General features: G+C 58.2%; 16 protein-coding genes and 1 pseudogene. 12 read left to right on the forward strand and 5 right to left on the reverse strand.

Annotation, left to right across the window (positions count from 1 at the left end):
* Positions 1 to 17 precede the first annotated feature (17 nt).
* Complete coding sequence (locus tag AC1DUY_RS04845; protein WP_478112640.1) at positions 18 to 905, forward strand: acyltransferase domain-containing protein; 888 nt, start codon at positions 18 to 20, stop codon at positions 903 to 905.
* A gap of 177 nt (positions 906 to 1082) precedes the next feature.
* Here AC1DUY_RS04845 and AC1DUY_RS04850 read toward each other — a convergent pair.
* Positions 1083 to 1293 (reverse strand): annotated as a pseudogene (locus AC1DUY_RS04850) (transposase); the annotation flags it as partial.
* Positions 1294 to 1676: 383 nt separating this feature from the next.
* Here AC1DUY_RS04850 and AC1DUY_RS04855 point away from each other — a divergent pair.
* Both AC1DUY_RS04855 and AC1DUY_RS04860 read left to right on the forward strand, forming a co-directional pair.
* Positions 1677 to 2621 (forward strand): 3-hydroxyacyl-CoA dehydrogenase family protein, encoded by a 945-nt coding sequence (locus AC1DUY_RS04855; RefSeq protein WP_478112642.1) that lies wholly within the window; start codon positions 1677 to 1679, stop codon positions 2619 to 2621.
* A 43-nt stretch (positions 2622 to 2664) separates the two neighbouring features.
* Positions 2665 to 3510, forward strand: coding sequence for a beta-keto acid cleavage family enzyme (locus AC1DUY_RS04860; protein WP_478112644.1), 846 nt, complete (start codon positions 2665 to 2667; stop codon positions 3508 to 3510).
* Positions 3511 to 3746: 236 nt separating this feature from the next.
* On the opposite strand, the gene AC1DUY_RS04865 is transcribed toward AC1DUY_RS04860, so the two are convergent.
* Positions 3747 to 4562, reverse strand: a complete 816-nt coding sequence (locus tag AC1DUY_RS04865) for an IclR family transcriptional regulator (RefSeq protein WP_478112646.1) — start codon at positions 4560 to 4562, stop codon at positions 3747 to 3749.
* A gap of 180 nt (positions 4563 to 4742) precedes the next feature.
* Here AC1DUY_RS04865 and AC1DUY_RS04870 point away from each other — a divergent pair, with 180 nt between their 5' ends.
* The 6 genes from AC1DUY_RS04870 (at position 4743) to AC1DUY_RS04895 (ending at position 10172) form a co-directional block, all read left to right on the forward strand.
* Complete coding sequence (locus AC1DUY_RS04870) at positions 4743 to 5588, forward strand: cyclase family protein (RefSeq protein ID WP_478112648.1); 846 nt, start codon at positions 4743 to 4745, stop codon at positions 5586 to 5588.
* A gap of 102 nt (positions 5589 to 5690) precedes the next feature.
* Entirely contained in the window at positions 5691 to 6824 is a 1134-nt protein-coding gene (locus AC1DUY_RS04875) for an ABC transporter substrate-binding protein (RefSeq protein ID WP_478112650.1), read from the forward strand.
* Between the two features lie 27 nt (positions 6825 to 6851).
* A complete protein-coding gene (locus tag AC1DUY_RS04880; RefSeq protein WP_478112651.1) occupies positions 6852 to 7736 on the forward strand; it encodes a branched-chain amino acid ABC transporter permease in 885 nt (294 codons plus the stop codon).
* Positions 7733 to 8698 (forward strand): branched-chain amino acid ABC transporter permease, encoded by a 966-nt coding sequence (locus AC1DUY_RS04885; protein ID WP_478112653.1) that lies wholly within the window; start codon positions 7733 to 7735, stop codon positions 8696 to 8698. The genes AC1DUY_RS04880 and AC1DUY_RS04885 overlap by 4 nt, the downstream gene beginning before the upstream one ends.
* Entirely contained in the window at positions 8695 to 9456 is a 762-nt protein-coding gene (locus tag AC1DUY_RS04890) for an ABC transporter ATP-binding protein (RefSeq protein ID WP_478112655.1), read from the forward strand. The genes AC1DUY_RS04885 and AC1DUY_RS04890 overlap by 4 nt, the downstream gene beginning before the upstream one ends.
* Positions 9457 to 9458: 2 nt before the next feature.
* Positions 9459 to 10172 carry an ABC transporter ATP-binding protein gene (locus AC1DUY_RS04895; protein ID WP_478112657.1) on the forward strand — a complete coding sequence of 238 codons (714 nt, stop codon included), beginning with the start codon at positions 9459 to 9461 and terminating at the stop codon, positions 10170 to 10172.
* Positions 10173 to 10450: 278 nt separating this feature from the next.
* Here the strand turns inward: AC1DUY_RS04895 and AC1DUY_RS04900 are convergent, their stop codons facing one another.
* The 3 genes from AC1DUY_RS04900 to AC1DUY_RS04910 all read right to left on the reverse strand — a co-directional run bounded on the left by AC1DUY_RS04900 (position 10451) and on the right by AC1DUY_RS04910 (position 13936).
* Positions 10451 to 11311 (reverse strand): DUF3313 domain-containing protein, encoded by an 861-nt coding sequence (locus tag AC1DUY_RS04900; RefSeq protein WP_478112659.1) that lies wholly within the window; start codon positions 11309 to 11311, stop codon positions 10451 to 10453.
* A 464-nt stretch (positions 11312 to 11775) separates the two neighbouring features.
* The gene (locus AC1DUY_RS04905; protein ID WP_478112661.1) at positions 11776 to 13143 is read right to left on the reverse strand and encodes an ATP-binding protein; all 1368 of its coding nucleotides are present in this window, start codon (positions 13141 to 13143) and stop codon (positions 11776 to 11778) included.
* Positions 13144 to 13204: 61 nt separating this feature from the next.
* The gene (locus tag AC1DUY_RS04910) at positions 13205 to 13936 is read right to left on the reverse strand and encodes a response regulator (protein WP_478112663.1); all 732 of its coding nucleotides are present in this window, start codon (positions 13934 to 13936) and stop codon (positions 13205 to 13207) included.
* Positions 13937 to 14299: 363 nt separating this feature from the next.
* Here AC1DUY_RS04910 and AC1DUY_RS04915 point away from each other — a divergent pair, with 363 nt between their 5' ends.
* From AC1DUY_RS04915 to AC1DUY_RS04925, 3 genes are all read left to right on the forward strand, one after another.
* A complete protein-coding gene (locus AC1DUY_RS04915; RefSeq protein ID WP_478112665.1) occupies positions 14300 to 15187 on the forward strand; it encodes a DUF3108 domain-containing protein in 888 nt (295 codons plus the stop codon).
* 420 nt (positions 15188 to 15607) lie between these two features.
* Complete coding sequence (locus AC1DUY_RS04920) at positions 15608 to 16072, forward strand: (2Fe-2S)-binding protein (RefSeq protein WP_478112667.1); 465 nt, start codon at positions 15608 to 15610, stop codon at positions 16070 to 16072.
* 2 nt (positions 16073 to 16074) lie between these two features.
* Positions 16075 to 18270, forward strand: coding sequence for a xanthine dehydrogenase family protein molybdopterin-binding subunit (locus tag AC1DUY_RS04925; protein WP_478112669.1), 2196 nt, complete (start codon positions 16075 to 16077; stop codon positions 18268 to 18270).
* Positions 18271 to 18470: the final 200 nt, after the last annotated feature.

The raw sequence follows: 18470 nt of genomic DNA on the forward strand, positions 1-18470 counted from the left end.
GCCCTCAGCACCCGGAGATGTTTACCCTGACCGGCGATGCACCGGAAGCCGCGGGCCTTTTCGCTCATGCCGGCACGCTACTCGGCGGACGCGATCCGCGTGCCATAGTGCGACAGGATCGCAACGAGGCTTTGTATCAGAACCGCGTCGGACAAATTCTCTGTACCCTCCAGGCGCTAGCTGCGACATCGATCCTGCGCGACGCGTGGCCCCGCAAGCTGATCGTCGCGGGTTACAGCGTGGGCGAAGTAGCCGCTTGGAGTGTAGCAGGTTTGCTGGACGCGACGACGACCCTCGATCTTGTGGCGCGACGCGCCGAAACCATGGATGCCGCCAGTATTCCCGGAGATGGCTTGTTGTTCGTCCGCGGCTTATCCCGCGGCGTTATCGAAGATTTGTGCAGCAGCCATGATGTGGCAATCGCCATCGTCAATCCCGGCGACGCCTATGTCCTCGGCGGTGCTGGTAAGGCGCTCGACGCCCTGGCCGAAAAGGCGGTAGCGATAGGCGCTGCTCGCGTTGTCCGAGTGGCAGTGAACGTGGCCTCTCATACCTCACGCTTGGCAGCAGCCTCGGCGGAATTCGGTAAAATATTAGACCGAACTTCCGTCAAGCCTAAACCGAGCATAGGCGCGCGCCTCTTCAGCGGAATCGACGGCTCTTCTGTCCTCGATATCCCGCTCGGGTTGGACAAATTGGCCGAGCAAATATCCCATACGGTCCAATGGGCAACTTGCCTGGAGGCCTGCGTGGAAGCGGGAGCGAGCACCTTTCTCGAACTAGGCCCCGGCCGAGCGCTCAGCGAAATGGCTACCGCGGCCTATCCTGCCATTCCCGCCCGCAGCCTGGAAGACTTCAGCACACTGACGGGCCTCCGCACCTGGCTGGCACGCGTTATATGTTAAGGCCAATAGCCTCACGGAATAAATCCCAACCACGCTGAGGAATTCGCAACTGAAGTCGCGAATACTCGAAGCATTGCGACGATTGTGTAGAAGAAGTCGGCGATGTGATTGACGTGCGTGCAGGGAGTCGGCGCGCACGAGCTTGTCGCCGCTCAGGCAGGCATTGGAGCCGGGGGCCGGGACCAGCTTCGCCAGCTTTCGAAGATTCTGGGCGGTGGCAGCCAGCAGGAACTCGTCGTGAGTGCCGCAAGGGCCGCTCAGACGAAGGCGGTCGAGGCGCAGGATGCGCTTCAGATGCGCGAACAACATCTCGATCTTCTTGCGTTCACGCCGCGACGTTACATAGGCGTCCGTTTTGGCGATGCCTCGCCACGTCTCGGGCGCTCTCCCACCGCCTACGACCCGACGGGGCAAGAGACCTATCACAAAGCGATGCTTGCGGGAGGTGCGGCTCCAAACAAATTGGGCTTGAATAAAGCTCCAGAAAACGATACAGTATGTACCACGATACGATACACGAAAGAATTTAGTCATGGCATGAAGGGCAGCCTGATCCGCTTTGGCAGTTTCGATTTCCAGAAAAGATCTGAAACTATTGGGCTTGAGTTCTGCAATTTCTCTCATGGGTTCGGATTGCAGGAGGCCGCACGCGGTAATTCAAAGACGTGCAGATCGACCACATTCACGCAGCGCTAGAACTGCGTGCGTCGTCGCAATGCATCACGATGACGACCGACTAAGGGACTGCTTAGTACGAAAACGGAGGACGTCATGTTTGAGAAAATCGGCGTGATCGGTGGCGGCACTATGGGCCTCGGTATCGCGGCCGCCTTTGCGCTGCATGGCCGTTCCGTTAATCTGTTCGAGCCGTCCGTAACGCAGCGCGCCGCAGCCATGCGGGCAATCAAGACGGCATACGCACTTTGTGTCGAAGAAACATTCATCACCGAGGCCGACGCGACTGCGGCGCTTGGTCGGATTCAGATTTCGGATGATCTTGCTATTAGTGTGGCAGACCGTGACTTCGTAGTCGAAGCGATTCCCGAGCGTCTTGATCTGAAGCAAGACTTGTTCGCCCAGTTGAACCGGCTGTGCCCCGACCACACGGTCCTCGCCAGCAATACATCCAGTCTGCCGCTTGCTCCCATGCTCGACGTCATGCCGCCGCGTCGACGCGAGCGGATGATGGTGACGCATTGGTACAATCCGCCGCTATTGATGCCGATCGTCGAGCTCTCGTTCTTTGGCAACATGCCCGCGGCAATCTATGATGATGTCTCCCGTCTTCACGAGTCGATAGGCAAGCAGACTGTCAAGGTCTTGAAGGATGTCCCGGGTCTCGTTGCAAACCGTATCCAACAGGCTGTCGCACGCGAGGTGTTCTCACTACTCGAACAAAATGTCGCGGCCGCTGAAGACATTGACAAGGCTCTGAAATTCGGTCCGGCATTTCGCTACGCCACCACGGGCCAGCTCGAGGTCGCCGATTTCGGCGGGCTCGATATCTGGCTGACCGTCGCGGACAATCTGCTGGCAGACATGGATGCCTCAACGAGCGCGAACGCGCTGTTAAGACAAAAGGTTGCCGCAGGGAAACTCGGCGTAAAATCCGGTGAAGGATTTTTCGTCTACGACGCGGCGCAAGAAGCTGCGGCACACCGCAACTTCATAAAAAGGCTAATCCATCAACTCAAGGCGTCGCAAGCCTACATCTGAAACAGAAAAGCCACGCAAAAGCCAGCAAGAAACGAGAAACAACATGGCCGATACCATCATCACCGTCGCCACCACAGGCGCCTTCCCGACCAAGGCAGACAATCCCGCGATCCCGCTAACGCCTCGCGAAATCGCGGATGATGTCTATGAATGCTGGCAGGCGGGTGCCGCGATCGCGCACCTGCATATGCGTGACGACGACGGCAAGGGCACGATGGACACGCGCCGTTTTGTCGAAACGGTCGGCCGGATCCGAGAGCGGTGCGACATCGTCCTTAACCTCACGACGTCAGGCGATCTCAATGCGACCGACGAGACCCGGATGGCGCATCTTATCGAACTCAAACCCGAGTTCGCGTCCTATGATGCGGGCTCGATGAACTGGATGCATTCGACCCTATTCATCAACCATCCTTCGTTTCTGGTGAAACTTGCAGCAGTAATGGCGGAGAATGGCGTCCGTCCCGAAATCGAAATCTTTGATCCGGGCATGTTCTATACCGCGATGCACTACATCAAGAACGGCATCCTCAACGCGCCTGCCTACTTTCAGTTCGTGTTGGGTGCTGCCGGAGGCATCGCTGCGACGGTCGAGAACCTCGTATTTCTAAAGGGCCTGCTTCCCCCAAAAACGCCGTGGTCCGCTTTCGGCATCGGTTCCGGTCATCTGCCAATTCTTTACGCCACATTAGCGCTGGGGGGCCATATCCGGGTCGGCATGGAAGATAATGTCCTCTACGCGAAAGGCCGGCTTGCAAAATCAAATGCAGAATTCGTCGCGCGCGCCGCTCGGCTGGTCGTCGAAGCGAACAACCAAGTAGCGACGCCAGAAAAGGCTCGGAAGTTACTTGAGCTACCGGCAGCTTCATACGTGGAACAGCCCGCCTGAATTATGGCCTTTCTGAACGAGGCGGCTTTCACGATCGCGGTTCTAAAGTCATCGTGATCGGCTTTCGGCTCCTGATCCCGATCACCTTAGCTGAACTTGCGATCTGATGGGCTGCCGGGTCTCTGCCGTTGAGGATGCGTTGGTTGGTGACGCAATGGCAGCACTCGAAATCAAGGTGCCATTGGCTTCAGACCGGCTGCTGTCATATCAATCGATATATCGTGAAGATTTATGTATCAGCGTCTATCTCCTGTGCGCGCACTGATGACATCCTTGGCCGGTTCACCGCCGATATCCTGCACGATAGCGGCACGCGCCAGTCGCATCGCGTCGACGACGGATTGCTTGACCTGATTGAAGCGCGGCGTGGGAATGGGAACAGAGATGGCGTAAATGTCGCCAACAGCGTCCCGAAAACCGATACCCACAGCGCTGATGCCGTGGGTATGTTCATCGAGGTTCAGGCTGATGCCGCTGCGCCGCATCTCGATGATTTCTTTCAAAATTGCGCGAGCCGAACGCCCGACTGCGCCTCGTCCCGCAGCAAGTTCTTGTTCGATAAGGCTGAGAGCCTGCTTGTCTCCCAACTGGAGCAAGCAGGCCTTGCCGTTTGCGGTGTTAGTCAACGGAAAGATTTCTCCGACTGCAGATATGGTTCGGAGCCGATGCGTGCCGGTGATCTGATCGATAAACAAAACTTCGCTGCCGCGCAGCATCGACAGATCGACAGTTTCGCCGGTTTGGTGCGACAGAGCAACGATATGAGGACGCGCTACCGCCACAAGATCAATCTTGCTGGAGCGCGCTAGAGCCTGAATCTCCGGCCCAAGCCGGTAGCCGCCTTCTGGGCCCGCAGACACGACAAGAGTTTCGGCGAGTAACGCGTTGACGATGCGTTGTACTGTGGATCGAGGCAAATCAGCGCGTTCTGCTATTTGGGCAAGACTCAGGCCGAATTGCGTGTTCTTCAGCGCACGGAGAACGGCGGCAGCTCGCGCTATGACCTGAATGCCGGCGCCGGAACGATGCTCAAGGCTGGAATCGCTGGGCATATCAACCTCTAAGTTTGCCAGGCGCTGTCGTCGTTCATTCTACGCATCGGCTGCCGTTGTCAACTCGGTGTATCGCCATTCAATACAGTCACAAACTTCTTGACCGCATTACGGTACATATGGTTGGTGGCTTTAATCGCAAAAGCCGCATCAGCATGCGAAATTCAGGGAGCGTCGTTCGTGGCCAAAATCAGAGGGATCGAATTCGAAAGTAATCTCAAAAACGAGATGGGGATCGAGTTCTACAACCTCTCCCATCGGTTTGGATTCCAGTCCCCAAACTGGCCTTACTTCGAAGACGTCAAGATCGAGCGTATCCACTACATGGCGAAATCAGGTGTGCTGTCGCAGCGCATCACGACTAGCATGCACAACACCACGCATATCGATGCGCCCGCTCACGTCGTGCAGGGCGCACCATTTATCGACGAGGTACCGCTACCGCATTTCTTCGGCACAGGCCTCGTGGTGTCTATCCCGAAGAAGCAGTGGGAGCCGATCACCTATGCAGATCTCGAGAAAGCCTGCGGCAAGGCCGTGCGGCCGCATGACGTCATTATCGTCAATACCGGCTATCACCATATTTACGAAGACAATGAGGACTACTTCCTACGCGCGCCGGGTTTCGTGCCTTCGGCCGCCGACTGGTTCATCGAGAAGAAAGTCAAGGTCGTCGGTCACGACACCCAGGCAAATGATCATCCTCTAGCAACCGCGATCGGCCCGCACGGCATCGGTCCCATCATCCAGCACGTCGATTTGAAGAAGGAATACTTTGAATGGTCCGGCGGCCGCGACTGGAAGGATGATCATCCGGAATGGGAGCCGGTACATCGCAAGCTTTTCGAGGCCGGCATTCTCGGGATCGAGAATGTTGGCGGTGATCTCGATGCAGTGACGGGCAAGCGCGTGACTTTTGCGTTCTTTCCGTGGAATTGGGATCGCGGTGACGGCTGCATCATTCGACTGGTCGCCATGATCGACAAACAACAAGCCTATCGGATTGAAAGCGGGTCGGCGTTTTAACGCGCTGATCCGCCACGACGCTGAAGCTGACAGGCAACGACTTGGCCACCTTCTGCGATACGGAATGACGAAACGGCAAATAAACCACCAGTGGAGGATATCATGGTCAACGCAATATCGCGGCGTATTTTTCTCGGCGGCCTTGTTGTGCCGGCGCYGATTCGAACTGGTTACGCGCAAAGTGCCGAGCCCATTAAGATCGGTGCAATCCTGTCATCGACTGGCCCCGGCGCGGGCGTCGGTATTCCCCAGCGCAATGGCGTCCAGCTTGCCATCAAGACAATAAATGCGAATGGCGGCATCAAGGGCCGGCCGCTTCAGCTGATACTAGAGGACGACGGCTCCAATCCCGACACGGCCGTCACGAAGGCGAACAACCTGATCTTCACACAACAGGTCAAGGCAATTGTCGGCCCCACGCTGACGGCGAGCACGTTGTCGGTCGGCGGCGTAGCCGATCCCGTAAGGATGCCGGTAATGCCGTTCACCGGGCTTGGTCTGGAAATGGAAAAGCAACGGCGCAGTGTTTTCCATATGCTGCCATCGCAGGATTTAAATGCGCGTGCGTTGTTGGACTACGTGACCAAGGAGATGAAGACGAAGAAGGTCGGCGTTCTGCACGACTCCGCCTACGGCAACATCGTCATGGCCAAGCTTCGCGAAGTGAACGCGTCCTACGGCGTCGATTTCGTGGCGACAGAGAAATGGGAAGTCGGCGCAACGGACGTCACGACGCAAGCCGCAAAGATCAAGGCCGCCGCCCCTGACGTTGTATTCGTGATCGGTAACTCAGCAACGCCGTTCCGCAACGCCCGACAGATCCGCCTCAACGTACCATTGATGTCCGCGCTTGGCACGGCGTCGTATGAATATGTCCGCGCCATGGGCGACGCCGCCGACAACATCATATTTGCAGAGTTTCTCGTCGCCGAAGATCCGCTGCCGCATCAAGCGGCGTTCGTCGAAGCATTTCGCAAGGAATATACGACCTTGCCGAAGACGATGGAGGCTAGCGGCTGGGACGCCGTGAATGCCGTTGCGACGGCAATCGGAAAAGCTGGGCCTAATGCCACCCCTGCCGAGATCGGCGAAGCACTTCGTGGTCCGTTCCAGGGCGCAATGGCCCCGTTCGATTTCTCGGCGCCGGATCTCACCGGCCTGACATTAGGGAGCTATACCTTCTCGAAGTTGGATAAAGGCAAGTTCACACGGTTGCCGTTCATCGCGGGCCGTTGACGTCGATCGAAGCGAAGGGTTCAACGCATGTCCGGGATGCTTCTGACTCAGGCGCTGATTACAGGAGTTACCAATGGTCTTATCTATGCACTAATTGGGCTCGGGATGGCCGTGATCTTCAAGGGAAGCCGGTTGATCAATGCGATGCAGGGCGAACTTGCTGTGGTTGGTGCCGCCACTGCAGTTTACTGCGTCGAGATTGCGCACTGGCCGACTTGGCTCGCGGTGGTCGCTGGAATGTCAGGGGCCATGCTGATCTCGATCCTGGTCGATGTCGCCTTGCTACGCCGCCTATTCAAGCGAAACGCCCGCGAAGAGTCGTTCCTGTTACTGACAGTCGGGCTAGGCTTTACGCTGTCGGCGGCGGTGCTTTTCGTGTTCGGCCGGGAGGAGCACCTGCTGCCGGCCTTCGGCGAAGAAGTATATGAGCTTTTCGACGCAATCATCCGTGAGCAGGCTCTCTGGTTGATTGCCATTTCGGCTTCGATGCTCGTCGCCTTACGATTATTCTATAAATACACCGATTTTGGCCTGGCGATGATGGCGGCGTCGATCGACCCGGACGGCGCTGCGACCACCGGCATCAATGTTCGGCTGATGCGAACCGCCACCTTTGCTTTAGGCGGCCTGATGGCGGCGGTTGCGGGACTGCTGATTACGCCGATGATCGGCGTCAGTTATCAGATGGGCCCCGCGCTGACGTTGAAAGGCTTTGCTGCGGCCGTGCTTGGCGGTTTGACGAACCCGCTGGGCGCACTTGTCGGCGGCCTTGCGATCGGCATCCTCGAATCGTTTTCGATTGTATTCATATCGTCGGGGATGAAGGATGCGATCGCGCTGACGGCACTGATCGTCATCATGATCCTCGTGCCCGACGGCATTCTCGGCAGGGCCGGGCGCAAAGGTGGATGATGTCGATGAAGCTATTGGGATATGCCATGCTTGCGGCATGTTGGACAATAACGCCCTTCGTTTTGGAGCGGCATGCCGTCGATCTATTAGTGTTCTGCGGCCTCTACGCGATCGCGGGCGCAGGCGTCGGTTTCCTTCTTGGGCAGGGCGGCATCGTCAATCTCGGTCAGGCAGCGTTTTACGGTCTGGGTGCTTACAGTAGCGCCTTCTGCTCGACGCGGCTTGGATTGCCCGCGCCTGTCGGAATTCTTGCCGGGCTCGTCGTATCGGTTTCGTTGGCATTTGTAATAGGCCGTCCGATCCTGCGTCTGAGCGGCTATTTTCTCGCGCTTGCGACGCTCGCGCTCGGGATCATATGTACCAATATTTTCTATGAAGCCGAGTTTTTCACGGGCGGAACGCTCGGTATCCCCGGCGTGCCAAAATTAACGCTCGGCCTATTTGCGCTGGATACGCCGACTAAATTCTACTTTCTGGTGTGGCCGCTCGCCGTCCTCTGTGTGCTCGCGATGCGCAGCTTGATGACAAGCCGGATCGGGCTTGCGATGCAGGCGATGCGCGATGCACCGGAAGCTGCGATGGTCATGTCCATCGATATCGGGCAATTGCGATTATGGATGTTCGTCATCTCAAGCGGGCTCGGCTCGATCGCAGGTAGCCTGTTCGCGCACTATGTCGGCTTCGTCAATGTTGACAGTTTCGGCGTCGACCGTTCGGTCTTTTTCCTGCTTGTGCCGGTTTTGGGCGGTGCCGCGGCGCCGGCGGGTGTGCTGATCGGCGCGCTGTTCGTCGGTTTGGTGCCAGAAGCGTTGAGCCTGTTCGGAGACATCCACCGGGTGCTATTCGGTCTCGCGCTAGTTGGTGCGGTGGTATTTTTTCCTGCGGGCCTGCACGGACTGATGTTGCGCGGGCTTACCAAGATCAAACGCAAATTTGGTCGGCCGGTGGAGTCGACATCATGACCGTCGTGCCTTTGATGCGAGTCGAGAAGATCGGCAAGACGTTCGGCGGGTTCAAAGCGCTGGAAGAAGTGACCTTTGACGTTGCCGCAACCGGTATTACCGGGCTGATGGGCCCGAATGGCTCGGGCAAGACTACGTTGTTCAACATCATTTCAGGATTCGTCCGCCCAACCAGCGGCCACGTGCTGTATCGCGGTGTCGACATCGGTCATGAGAGCGTTCAGGCGCGGAGCCGCATGGGTGTCGTTCGAACGTTTCAGACGCCGAAGGTATTCGATCGTCTGACGGTCGAGCAAAACATCATGGTGGGCTCCTATAAGAGCACATCATCCGGGCTATGGGCCGGTCTTCTGAACACCGCCCACTCTCGCCGCGAGATGGAGGAGACGAGGCAATCGGCACTCGAAAATTGCCGCAAATTCGATCTAAGCGACGTCGCCTCCCGCGAAGCAGCGCTGTTGCCGGCAGGACAACGAAGGCTTCTCGAGCTCGCGCGCGCTTGTCAAAGCCGGCCGCAGCTTCTCATGCTCGATGAACCATCGTCCGGGCTGACCACCACCGAAATCGAAGCGATGATCGAAAAGTTGCATCTCATCGCAGCGGATGGCATCGCGATCCTTTTGGTTTCCCACGACATGGACCTGATGCGCATCACGTCGCACATCAATGTTCTGAATTTCGGACGAATTATCTGCGCGGGCCCCATGAGCGAGGTCCAGGATAATGCGATGGTCCGCGAAGCCTATCTTGGAGTTTGATTATGCTCAGCGTTTCCAACTTAGTCGCCGGCTACGGCATCCCGAACGTCCTGCATGGGATAGACTTGACGGTTGCAGCCGGTGAGATGGTTGGTCTGGTTGGAGCCAATGGAGCCGGGAAGACCACACTGGTGCGAGTGCTTGCTGGGCTGCTTACCACCCGTAGCGGGACCATCACCATCGACGGTCGAGATGTCGCGAAAGTGCCGCCGCACGCGCGATCGCGCCAGGGTATCGCTTTCGTTCTCGAGAATCGCAATCTTTTTACAGAACTAACGGTCCGCGAGAATTTGCGGTTGGCAATATGCGCCGGTGCGGGCCGCCCTCGAAAGTTTGATCTTGATCGGATCGTCGCATTGTTTCCGGCCGTTGGCGAGAAACTCTCAGCGCGTTGTGATCTGTTGAGCGGCGGCCAGCAACAGATGGTCGCCATCGCGCGTGCGTTGCTGTTGCAGCCTGATATCGTGATCATGGATGAGCCTTCGACGGGCCTTGCCCCGAAGATCGTCAAATCGATTCTCGATATACTAAGTCGGCTCTGTGCTGAGGGAATGAGCATCATTCTCGTCGAACAGAATATTGCAATTGCATCGAGCGTCACGCAGCGCGCGTATGTGATGTCGACGGGTCGCATCGCGCACAGCATCAGGTGCGGTGGTTGGCCTGATTTTCTGAATGACACAAAGCTGGTCCAATCCTATCTTGGGCAGCATTGATATCATTTCACAGTTCATTGCTATTTTTAAACCGCGCGCAATCTGCGTACACATCTGTGAACTAAGGCGATGACTCATAAACCCCGAACACGAACCGTCCATCGAGTGAATATTTGACGCTTCCTGCGCGGATTGGGCGGCAAATGGAAGACTTCGCGAAACTAATCCAAAGCCATTGCGAGCACCACGCGATGTCGTAGGATGCCGACCGAGGTACGGCCAGTTAAACAGATATGCCCCTTCTCGAATGCTTAAGCCTTCATGATCGGCCAATGCACTCATCGCGCCCCCGCGTCGGCCCAATCTGGCGGGACACCGATCACCCCAGCCAACGCACCGCCTAAGCCTGGCTGGGTTCCGAATTGTTCGCAGGCAACATGCTTCAGCTTGCCTCCGAAGAATTCGTTGATGCTTTGTACCGTCGGCAGCGACGGTACAGGACTATTGATGGGGTCGGACCCGGTCACCAAAAGCTTGGCGAAATCAAGCGAGAATTCTGTGGCGAGCGTATAAGCGTCGGCCTCTTCGGAGAGGCGCGGTCGGGTGGTCACAGCATCCGCGCCTCGTGCCCAAATCATCGCAGCAGCTTGCTGACGCTGAGGAGTGCTTGCTTGGGCTTCGACGGAGAGGCCACCCATGCCGATGGGAATGCGGGGCACTTGAACAGGCACGCCTGTTGTCGCGCTGACGACCGATCCTCCGATGCCGACAACCTTGGAGGCGCCGGCCATCGCCACATCAGTCTTTCCAAGGTGGGTGACGACGGCATGCACGGTAAGGTCGGCCGGCTTGTCCGACGTCACGACTTCGAACCGTGCACTGAGCCCAGCGCACAATGCGCGGTCGACGGCATTTGTCACAAGGCGAAGTTGCTTTTCGGAAAGTCCAGATTGTCTCGCATGGTCGGATATCGTACTGGGCATAATCGTGACTGACTTCGCGGCAAGCAAAACCTGCCTGTCGACTGCCTGCCGCGTGCGTGTAAGGACGCCATCACTGGACCGGAGATTCTCGTAGGAGGGCAGACTTCCGCTCTGCGTCAATGGTGCATTGGCGCACGCCGAGAGGGAGGCACCCATGCTCGCCGCGCCAGCGCGAAGGAAAAGGCCCAGTGCGGTTGCTTGGCCGCTATATTTCATAAATTCCCCCGTGTGCATTCACTTTATACCCGGCCGCGGCGCTGCCACGGGATCAGGTCGCGGCGCGTTCCGTGCGGGCATGGATCGGAACAGGGCTCCATCGCCGTTGACGAGTAACGGAGACAACAATTTGTATCGTCGAATAGATCACAGCGGCTCGGGCGAGCTTCGGATCGGACAAACGAGCACGGCCTAATAAGGAACTGCTGCAGGATGTCGACCTAATGAACGCCAGCCGCATTGCGAATGCCGACGGTCGGAGCGGCGCTGACACCCAAAAAATATCGTTCAATGCTTCCATCATCGCCTTCACGGATAATGGGGCAATGGGCCGGGGCAATAACCGGCAAGTTCGATCGTGTAACAAGATTTAACAATAGCGATCGGCGAGATCATCTCAGGGTTACGTTGGAGAAGCTAAGATCGCCCGGCAGCGCGGCCGCGCCCGCGGAGGAAGCGGCTCGTCATCGTCTAGGCAGTCGCAGCACTACCCTCAGCCCTCGACCCGAGCGGTTGGCAAGAGCGATCGTCCCCCCGTGGCTTTGAATCACATCACGAGCAATCGTCAGACCAAGACCGACGCCCGGTGTCTCCTGCCCTCGCGATGGGTCGAGGCGTCGGAACGGTGCAAAAACATCCTCGAGACTGGCCTGTGGAATTCCAGGGCCCTCGTCGTCTACGATGATTTCGATAGTCGAAGTTCCAACCCACAGTTCAACTTTCGCGGTCTTGCCATACTTTAAGGCGTTATCGATTATATTCCAGCATGCGCGCTTAAGCGACACAGGATGGCCCATTGTTTCGATATGATTGGGGCCTTCATAGAAGCAGAGCCGGTTGGCATCGGTTGCTTCGTCCACGAGGCTGATCAGCAGCGCCGCTATATCTGTCGGCTTGTTAGGCGCCAAGCGTGCCTCTCCGCTGGCAAATGCCAGCGTTGAGTCGACCATGATTCGCATCTCATCTATTTCAGCCGATAAAGCCGCCCGCTCGTCCTCACCAGGACATTGCTCTGCCGCCAACCTCAATCGCGTCAGCGATGAACGCAAATCGTGGGAAATGGCTGCCAGCATATGTGTTCTATCGTCCACGAACCGCAACAGCCGTTGCTGCATGTCTTCAAAGGCCTGCGCTACAGCCGAAAATTCATGCAAGCCCGCAGTTTCGACATGCACCGGTTCTCGCGCTGCGCCGATGCGCTCCGCAGCCACCACCAACCTATCCAAGGGCGCCACAAGCCGCCGCGCCATGAATGTGGAAACCAAGGCGATGATCATTCCGCCAGCAACGAGCGGCGCATACGGCAAGCTCGACCCAAGGGCACCGTCCGTAAAAGCGATCGGCTCGACGCTAACCCAGGTGCCGTCCACGCCCTGCACGGCAATGCGCGCACTTGCGGGAATGAGAATGTCGGGCTCGTCTGCGCGGACAGGCAAGGTCCCTAATCGCGCTCCTGCGTCGTCCGGGATGAGCACGACGCGCGCTCGACCGACCGGGGATTTGAAGTGGAGGTTCGTGACACTGATGCGGATGGCTTGAGCCTTATCCTGCAGCATGTCGCGCAGCGTCGCCGCTAATCGCGCTACCAGGGGCGAGCCGCTCTCGTCCGGCCATGCAGGCGGCGCGCCCCAACTGAACCGGATCAAGTTGTCGTCCGCCCTCTGACGTAGGAGCGAGCTGCGATGATCGGCTGGCGCTGCGAAGGTTTCAGTCACGGCGTCGCGCGTCGCTTCTGCCAGCCAGCGCGTGCCAACGAGTCGAAATTCAGGATCTCTCAGCAACCAAAACTGAAGAAATGCCTGCGCCTGAATCGCCACAAGCGAAAGCACCATAGCGACGGCTATCCTCCGACTTAAGCCGGGGCGGCGCAACCAGCTCCCGGCACGATTGAAGCTAAGGCAAGGGCTCGACATCGGTGCGCACCTCGGGCGTGAAGATGTAGCCACCATTCCGAACGGTCTTGATGAGCTGCGGCAATTGGGGATCGGCTTCTAGCTTGCGTCGCAGCCGCATAACTTGAACGTCAATTGCGCGGTCAACAGCGAAGCTTGACCGACCGCGCGCAAGATCTAGCAATTGATCGCGAGTCAGCACAACATTTGGATGTTCGACGAAGGCTTGTAGCATATCGAATTCGCCTGTCGTGAGTTCGACGTGGCCACCCGTAGCCGACGTCAGTGTCCTAGCACGTGCATCCAGCATCCAGCCGCTGAACTCATATCGCGTCTTCGTGTTAGGCTTGCTCGATTCACGGAATTCGCGTCGCCGCAAGACTACGCGTATGCGCGCAAGCAATTCGCGCGGACTGAATGGTTTGCAGACGTAATCCTCGGCTCCGATCTCAAGGCCGATAATCCGGTCCGTTTCCCCAGCAACCGCCGTCAACAGAATGACCGGAACAGCGCTGTCACCGCTCAGCTTGCGGCAGAGCGACAATCCATTTTCCCCCGGCATCATGACATCGAGAATGATGAGGTCGACTTTTGCCGTGGCGAGTTTAGTCAGCATATCCCGGCCGTCGCAAGCTGCCGTAACGCGCAGACCCTGCCCGGTTAGAAACCGCGAGAGCCCGCTTCGAATCTTTGGATCGTCGTCGACTATCAGAATGTGCGGAGATCGGTCCATGTTCTAGTCTATCTCTCCACTCTTCGTCCCAGACAATCTTAGATTTGTTACACCCCGTAACAATCCAAAACTTGGCGGTTATCGCCCGGGTCGAGTCCCTGGTTAAGGTTTCATCGAAAATTGCACGGAGACGAGGAAACAACTCCGACCATCTCCATCACCACTTCGAAAGCAAGGACGCAATCGTCGCAGCGGCCGTAAAGGGCGGTTCGAAGATATTAGAGCAATCAAAGCACAAATTCTGTCAGGAGCGTTCGGCGATAGCGGTTCATCAATCAGTAGTGCGGCCATGACGGCCGCCATTTTACGAGCACCTTTGCAACAGGATGGACTATCGTTCTGCAATTACCGGGAGTTGAGGTAGTGGTATCGGATTTGACTGCGGCAGGGGCGCGGCCCTGCCGAAGGAAATTTGGCTCGTCCCAGAGCACGACCGGCGCCGCAATCTCGGCTTCAGCAACGCTGTGTCGGGCGATCATCTTTCTTGTCTTTACGCAGGCGTCCTTCGCAGCCGCGGACGGCAAAATACGCGCCAATTATGAGGTCACCCTTGCCGGCCTTACTATTGCATACGCAGAAACTTTGATTGTTATGAAAGGGGAAACCTATTCTTTCCGCGTGAACTATCGAATCTCTGGTGCCGGGAGGCTATTGGGTTCGGCGACCGGCGAGGCGGTGTCGAGCGGAACTCACAGACAGGGCCGCCTTTTTCCCTTTACGTTTGCAATTGCCCATCAAGGAAGCCACCGGACTCAAAAAATTACCCTGGTTATGGATAAAGGAGCGGTCAAGACGATGACGATTGACCCTCCGGTCAAACCTGGGTCCTGGGGCGCACAAATCACGCCGGAGCACCTGAAGAGCATCGTCGATCCCCTCAGCGCTTTATTCGTACCGGCGGCTAGCGCCGATGAGAAGGGCGAGGACGGGCTTTGCGACCGCACCATACCGGTGTTCGACGGCTTGCGTCGTTTCGACGTCGCGTTAGCTAGGAAGCAAACCCGGGTAGCGAAGCACAGCCCATATGTCAGGGCGCTTACCGCCTGTGAATTGCGGATAACACCAATCGCCGGAGAAATGCGAGGTGCGCGCGATTCGCAGGCAGTGACACCGAACAGGGCTCAGGGTGAGATCGAGGTGACATTTGGGGCTGTGAATGTACCCAACATGTACATTCCTGTGTTGCTGTCTGCAAAAATCGGCCACGCGACGCTCCATCTTCGCCTCAAGGATCTTGCAAACCTTGAGTAATCAGACATTGCCCGGCGCAGCTTCGTCCGACCTACAGGCGAAGACACGCATAAAAGAAGGCCGAGTATTCTAATTACGGGACGCTCTCGGATAGGAGGGGTAGCTTTTGAAATGATCCGAGCCATCTGCAATCGACATCGGCCTTCGGGCGCTGTCGAGGGGCCGCGAGATGATGGGTTTTGCAAAGGCCGGCTTGGGCCGGAAGTGACTACGCCGCGTCGACCACCATTTCGCTTCAGCTGTGTTGTCTACGCTGGCGAGCAGCGCGACTTTCTTCTGGCGAACAGAACTCGTTGTCGGAAAACTAAGTTTCTACTGGAAACCCCAATGCATCCGGTATTCGTGAGAAATCCAAGGAAAAGCGCCGGCGCGCCTGGGCGGTCCCGTCAAGGGGGCGCGATCTGATAGAGAGGTTCGGTCATGCAACTGAGAGTCAATAGCGAGCTTATCGAGATCAACAACGACTACGCGGGCGGGATGCTGCTGTGGGCGCTACGCGACGGCGCGGCGCTGACAGGTACGAAGTTTGGTTGCGGGGTCGGCATTTGCGGCGCGTGCACAGTGCACATCGACGGCCGGCCAGCGCGCGCGTGCGTGACCTCCGTGGACAGCGTCTTGGATGCGGAGGTCACCACGATTGAAGGACTAGCGCGCGATGGCGATCCGCTTCACGCTGTGCAACAGGCGTTCATCGACGAGCAGGCGCCGCAATGCGCTTGGTGCATGGTTGGGCAGATCATGACGGCCGCCGCGCTGCTGCGCGAGAACAGCGCGCCGACTAACGACGAAATCATCAGCATGATGGATGGCAACTACTGTCGCTGCGGGTCCTATATTCGCGTGCGTGCGGCCGTGGCGCGAGCGGCCAATCTATTGCGGGGATAACAATGTCTGATCATACCGCGACGAAGCGTTTGCGCGTCACCCGACGCGGATTTCTCATTGGCACGGGAGTTGCGGGCGTGGGCCTCGTGCTCGGTGTTGCGCTGGGCCGCGACGGTATACATCGTTTTGTTGCAGGACAGGTCGAGCGCACTATGAGTTCGGGTATGGGCGGACCCACGGCAGATCCCAATGCTTGGTTCGAGATCATGCCGAATGACGTCGTGCGTTTCAACGTCATTAAGATAGAGATGGGTCAGGGCATTCACACGGCGCTGACGCAAATTGCCGCCGACGAGCTCGGAGCTCGATGGGAGCAGATGGACGTGCGTCCGTCGAGCACGGCTTTCGGACCGCCTGGCACCAGCCTTACCGGCGGCAGCTTCTCGGTGATGTCTTCATACGCTCCCCTGCGCTTGGCGGCGGCAAGCATGAGGGCCCTGCTGCTTGGCGAGGCGAGCAATAAAATGCGCGTACCTATTGCGGAACTCGAAGCCGTCTCCGGCGGCGTGAGGGTCAAAGCGAACCCTGCCCGGCGGCTGACGTTCGGAGAAATCGTCGACGGCGTAAGTGCTTGGCCGAACCCTCCCGATCAGCCGATTCTCAAGTCGCCCTCCGAGTTTACTTACATCGGCAAGGTCGTGCCCAGAATCGATTTCGAAAACAAGCTACGCGGCAAGCCGGTCTATGCCTACGACATACACAGGCAGGGGATGCTCTACGGCGCAGTCGCGCGCGCACCGACGATCGAGGCGCGAATGGTCTCCGCAGCTGCGGACGGGGCCGAGACGATGCCCGGCGTGGAAGCAGTCGTCATCGACGTCAAGGCGGGTTTCGCTGGCGTCGCGGCGCGCACTCGCGAGCAGGCCCGCCGTGCCGTGCAGGCTCTGTCGGTTCAATGGGACGAAGGCAGGCGCTGGAACCAGGGCGAGATCGAGGCATTGCTCGTGACTGACAGCAAAGCGTGCACGTCGGTGTGGCGCCGCGGCGCGGGCGAGAGAGCCCTCAACGAGCGAGCTGTCGTGGCCGAGTATGCCGCTCCCTTCGGGGTTCAAGCGCAGTTGGAGCCGGAGGCAGCGCTCGTCGATCCGGTCGGGAAGGAGATCTTTGTGTCAGCGCAAGGACTCGAACCCAGTCGTGATGCGGTCGCCAACATTCTCGGCATCGATCCCAAGGGCATCACCGCGCATAACGTCTATCTGGGCGGCTCCTTTGGTCGCAAGATGGGCTTGGACAGCGCCCCCGAAGCCGCACGGCTCGCGAAGGCGACGGGGCGGCCGGTGCATGTGGGCTGGACGCGCGAGGAGGAGATGCGCTGCGGGCCCGTGCGACCGGCACAACGAAATCTGATGCGTGCGGTGCTCCACGACGGGCGAATTTCGGTGCTGTCGCACAACGTTGCGAGTGGCGAGGTTTTGTTTAGTATGTTTCCCGGGCCGCTCAAGCTGATCGCGGGCGCCGATCCGGGCATCTGGATGAGCGGGATCAATCACTATCGCGGGATTCCTCACTATGAAACGCGAGTGAACACGGTTCGCCTTCCCGTCCAAACCGGATCGTTGCGCGGGCTTTCATCGTTGGCGAACACATTTGCCGTCGAAAGCTTCATCGACGAGCTTGCGTCATTGGCGGGCGCAGATCCGTTGCAATTTAGGCTCGACCACCTCGACGATTCCTTCTACAGCGATCGGATTCGAACTACGCTGAAGGCCGCCGCGGAGCTTGGTGGCTATGGTAGTTCTGTGCCTGCCGGGCGCGCGCGCGGCATCGCCGCTACGGACTATCACGATGCCATCGCGGCCATGGTCGCGGAGATCTCCATCGAGCCCGACGGCGAGATCACGGTACACCGCGCGAGCGGTGCGGTTGACATCGGACTCGTCATCAGTCCTGACGGCGCCCTAGCCCAGGCGCAAGGCTCCATCGTCATGGGGTTGAGCTCGACGTTGATCGAAGAGATGACAGTCAAGGACGGCGTCATCGAGCCGGGCAACTTCGATAGCTACCCACTCATCACGAATCGCCGCACGCCCGAGATCGAGGTGCGCATTCTCGGGCTCGACGGCAAACCGCGAGGCATGGGCGAGCCAATGATAGGACCGGTCGCCGCCGCCGTAGGCAACGCCTTCTTCAACCTTACGGGCCGCCGGCTACGGCGAATTCCATTCACGCCCGCTAGAGTGCGAGCAGCACTGGCATAGCAAGAAGGCTACAACCCTTCATGCGCTTAGAACCCGCGTGTCTCCGCTTCGGCCGCTGAATATGGTGTCCTCGGGACTGTCGAACATCCGGCAAGCACCAGGGTTGATATGGCAAGCAGCCACAGGCGGCCCGCAGAGCGCGTACGCCTTCCGTGCCTGTGCGTGGCAAGTGTTCGGAAGTGTGTCACGAGCGCGCGCCT

This window comes from Tardiphaga sp. P4_G1 (assembly GCF_056401215.1).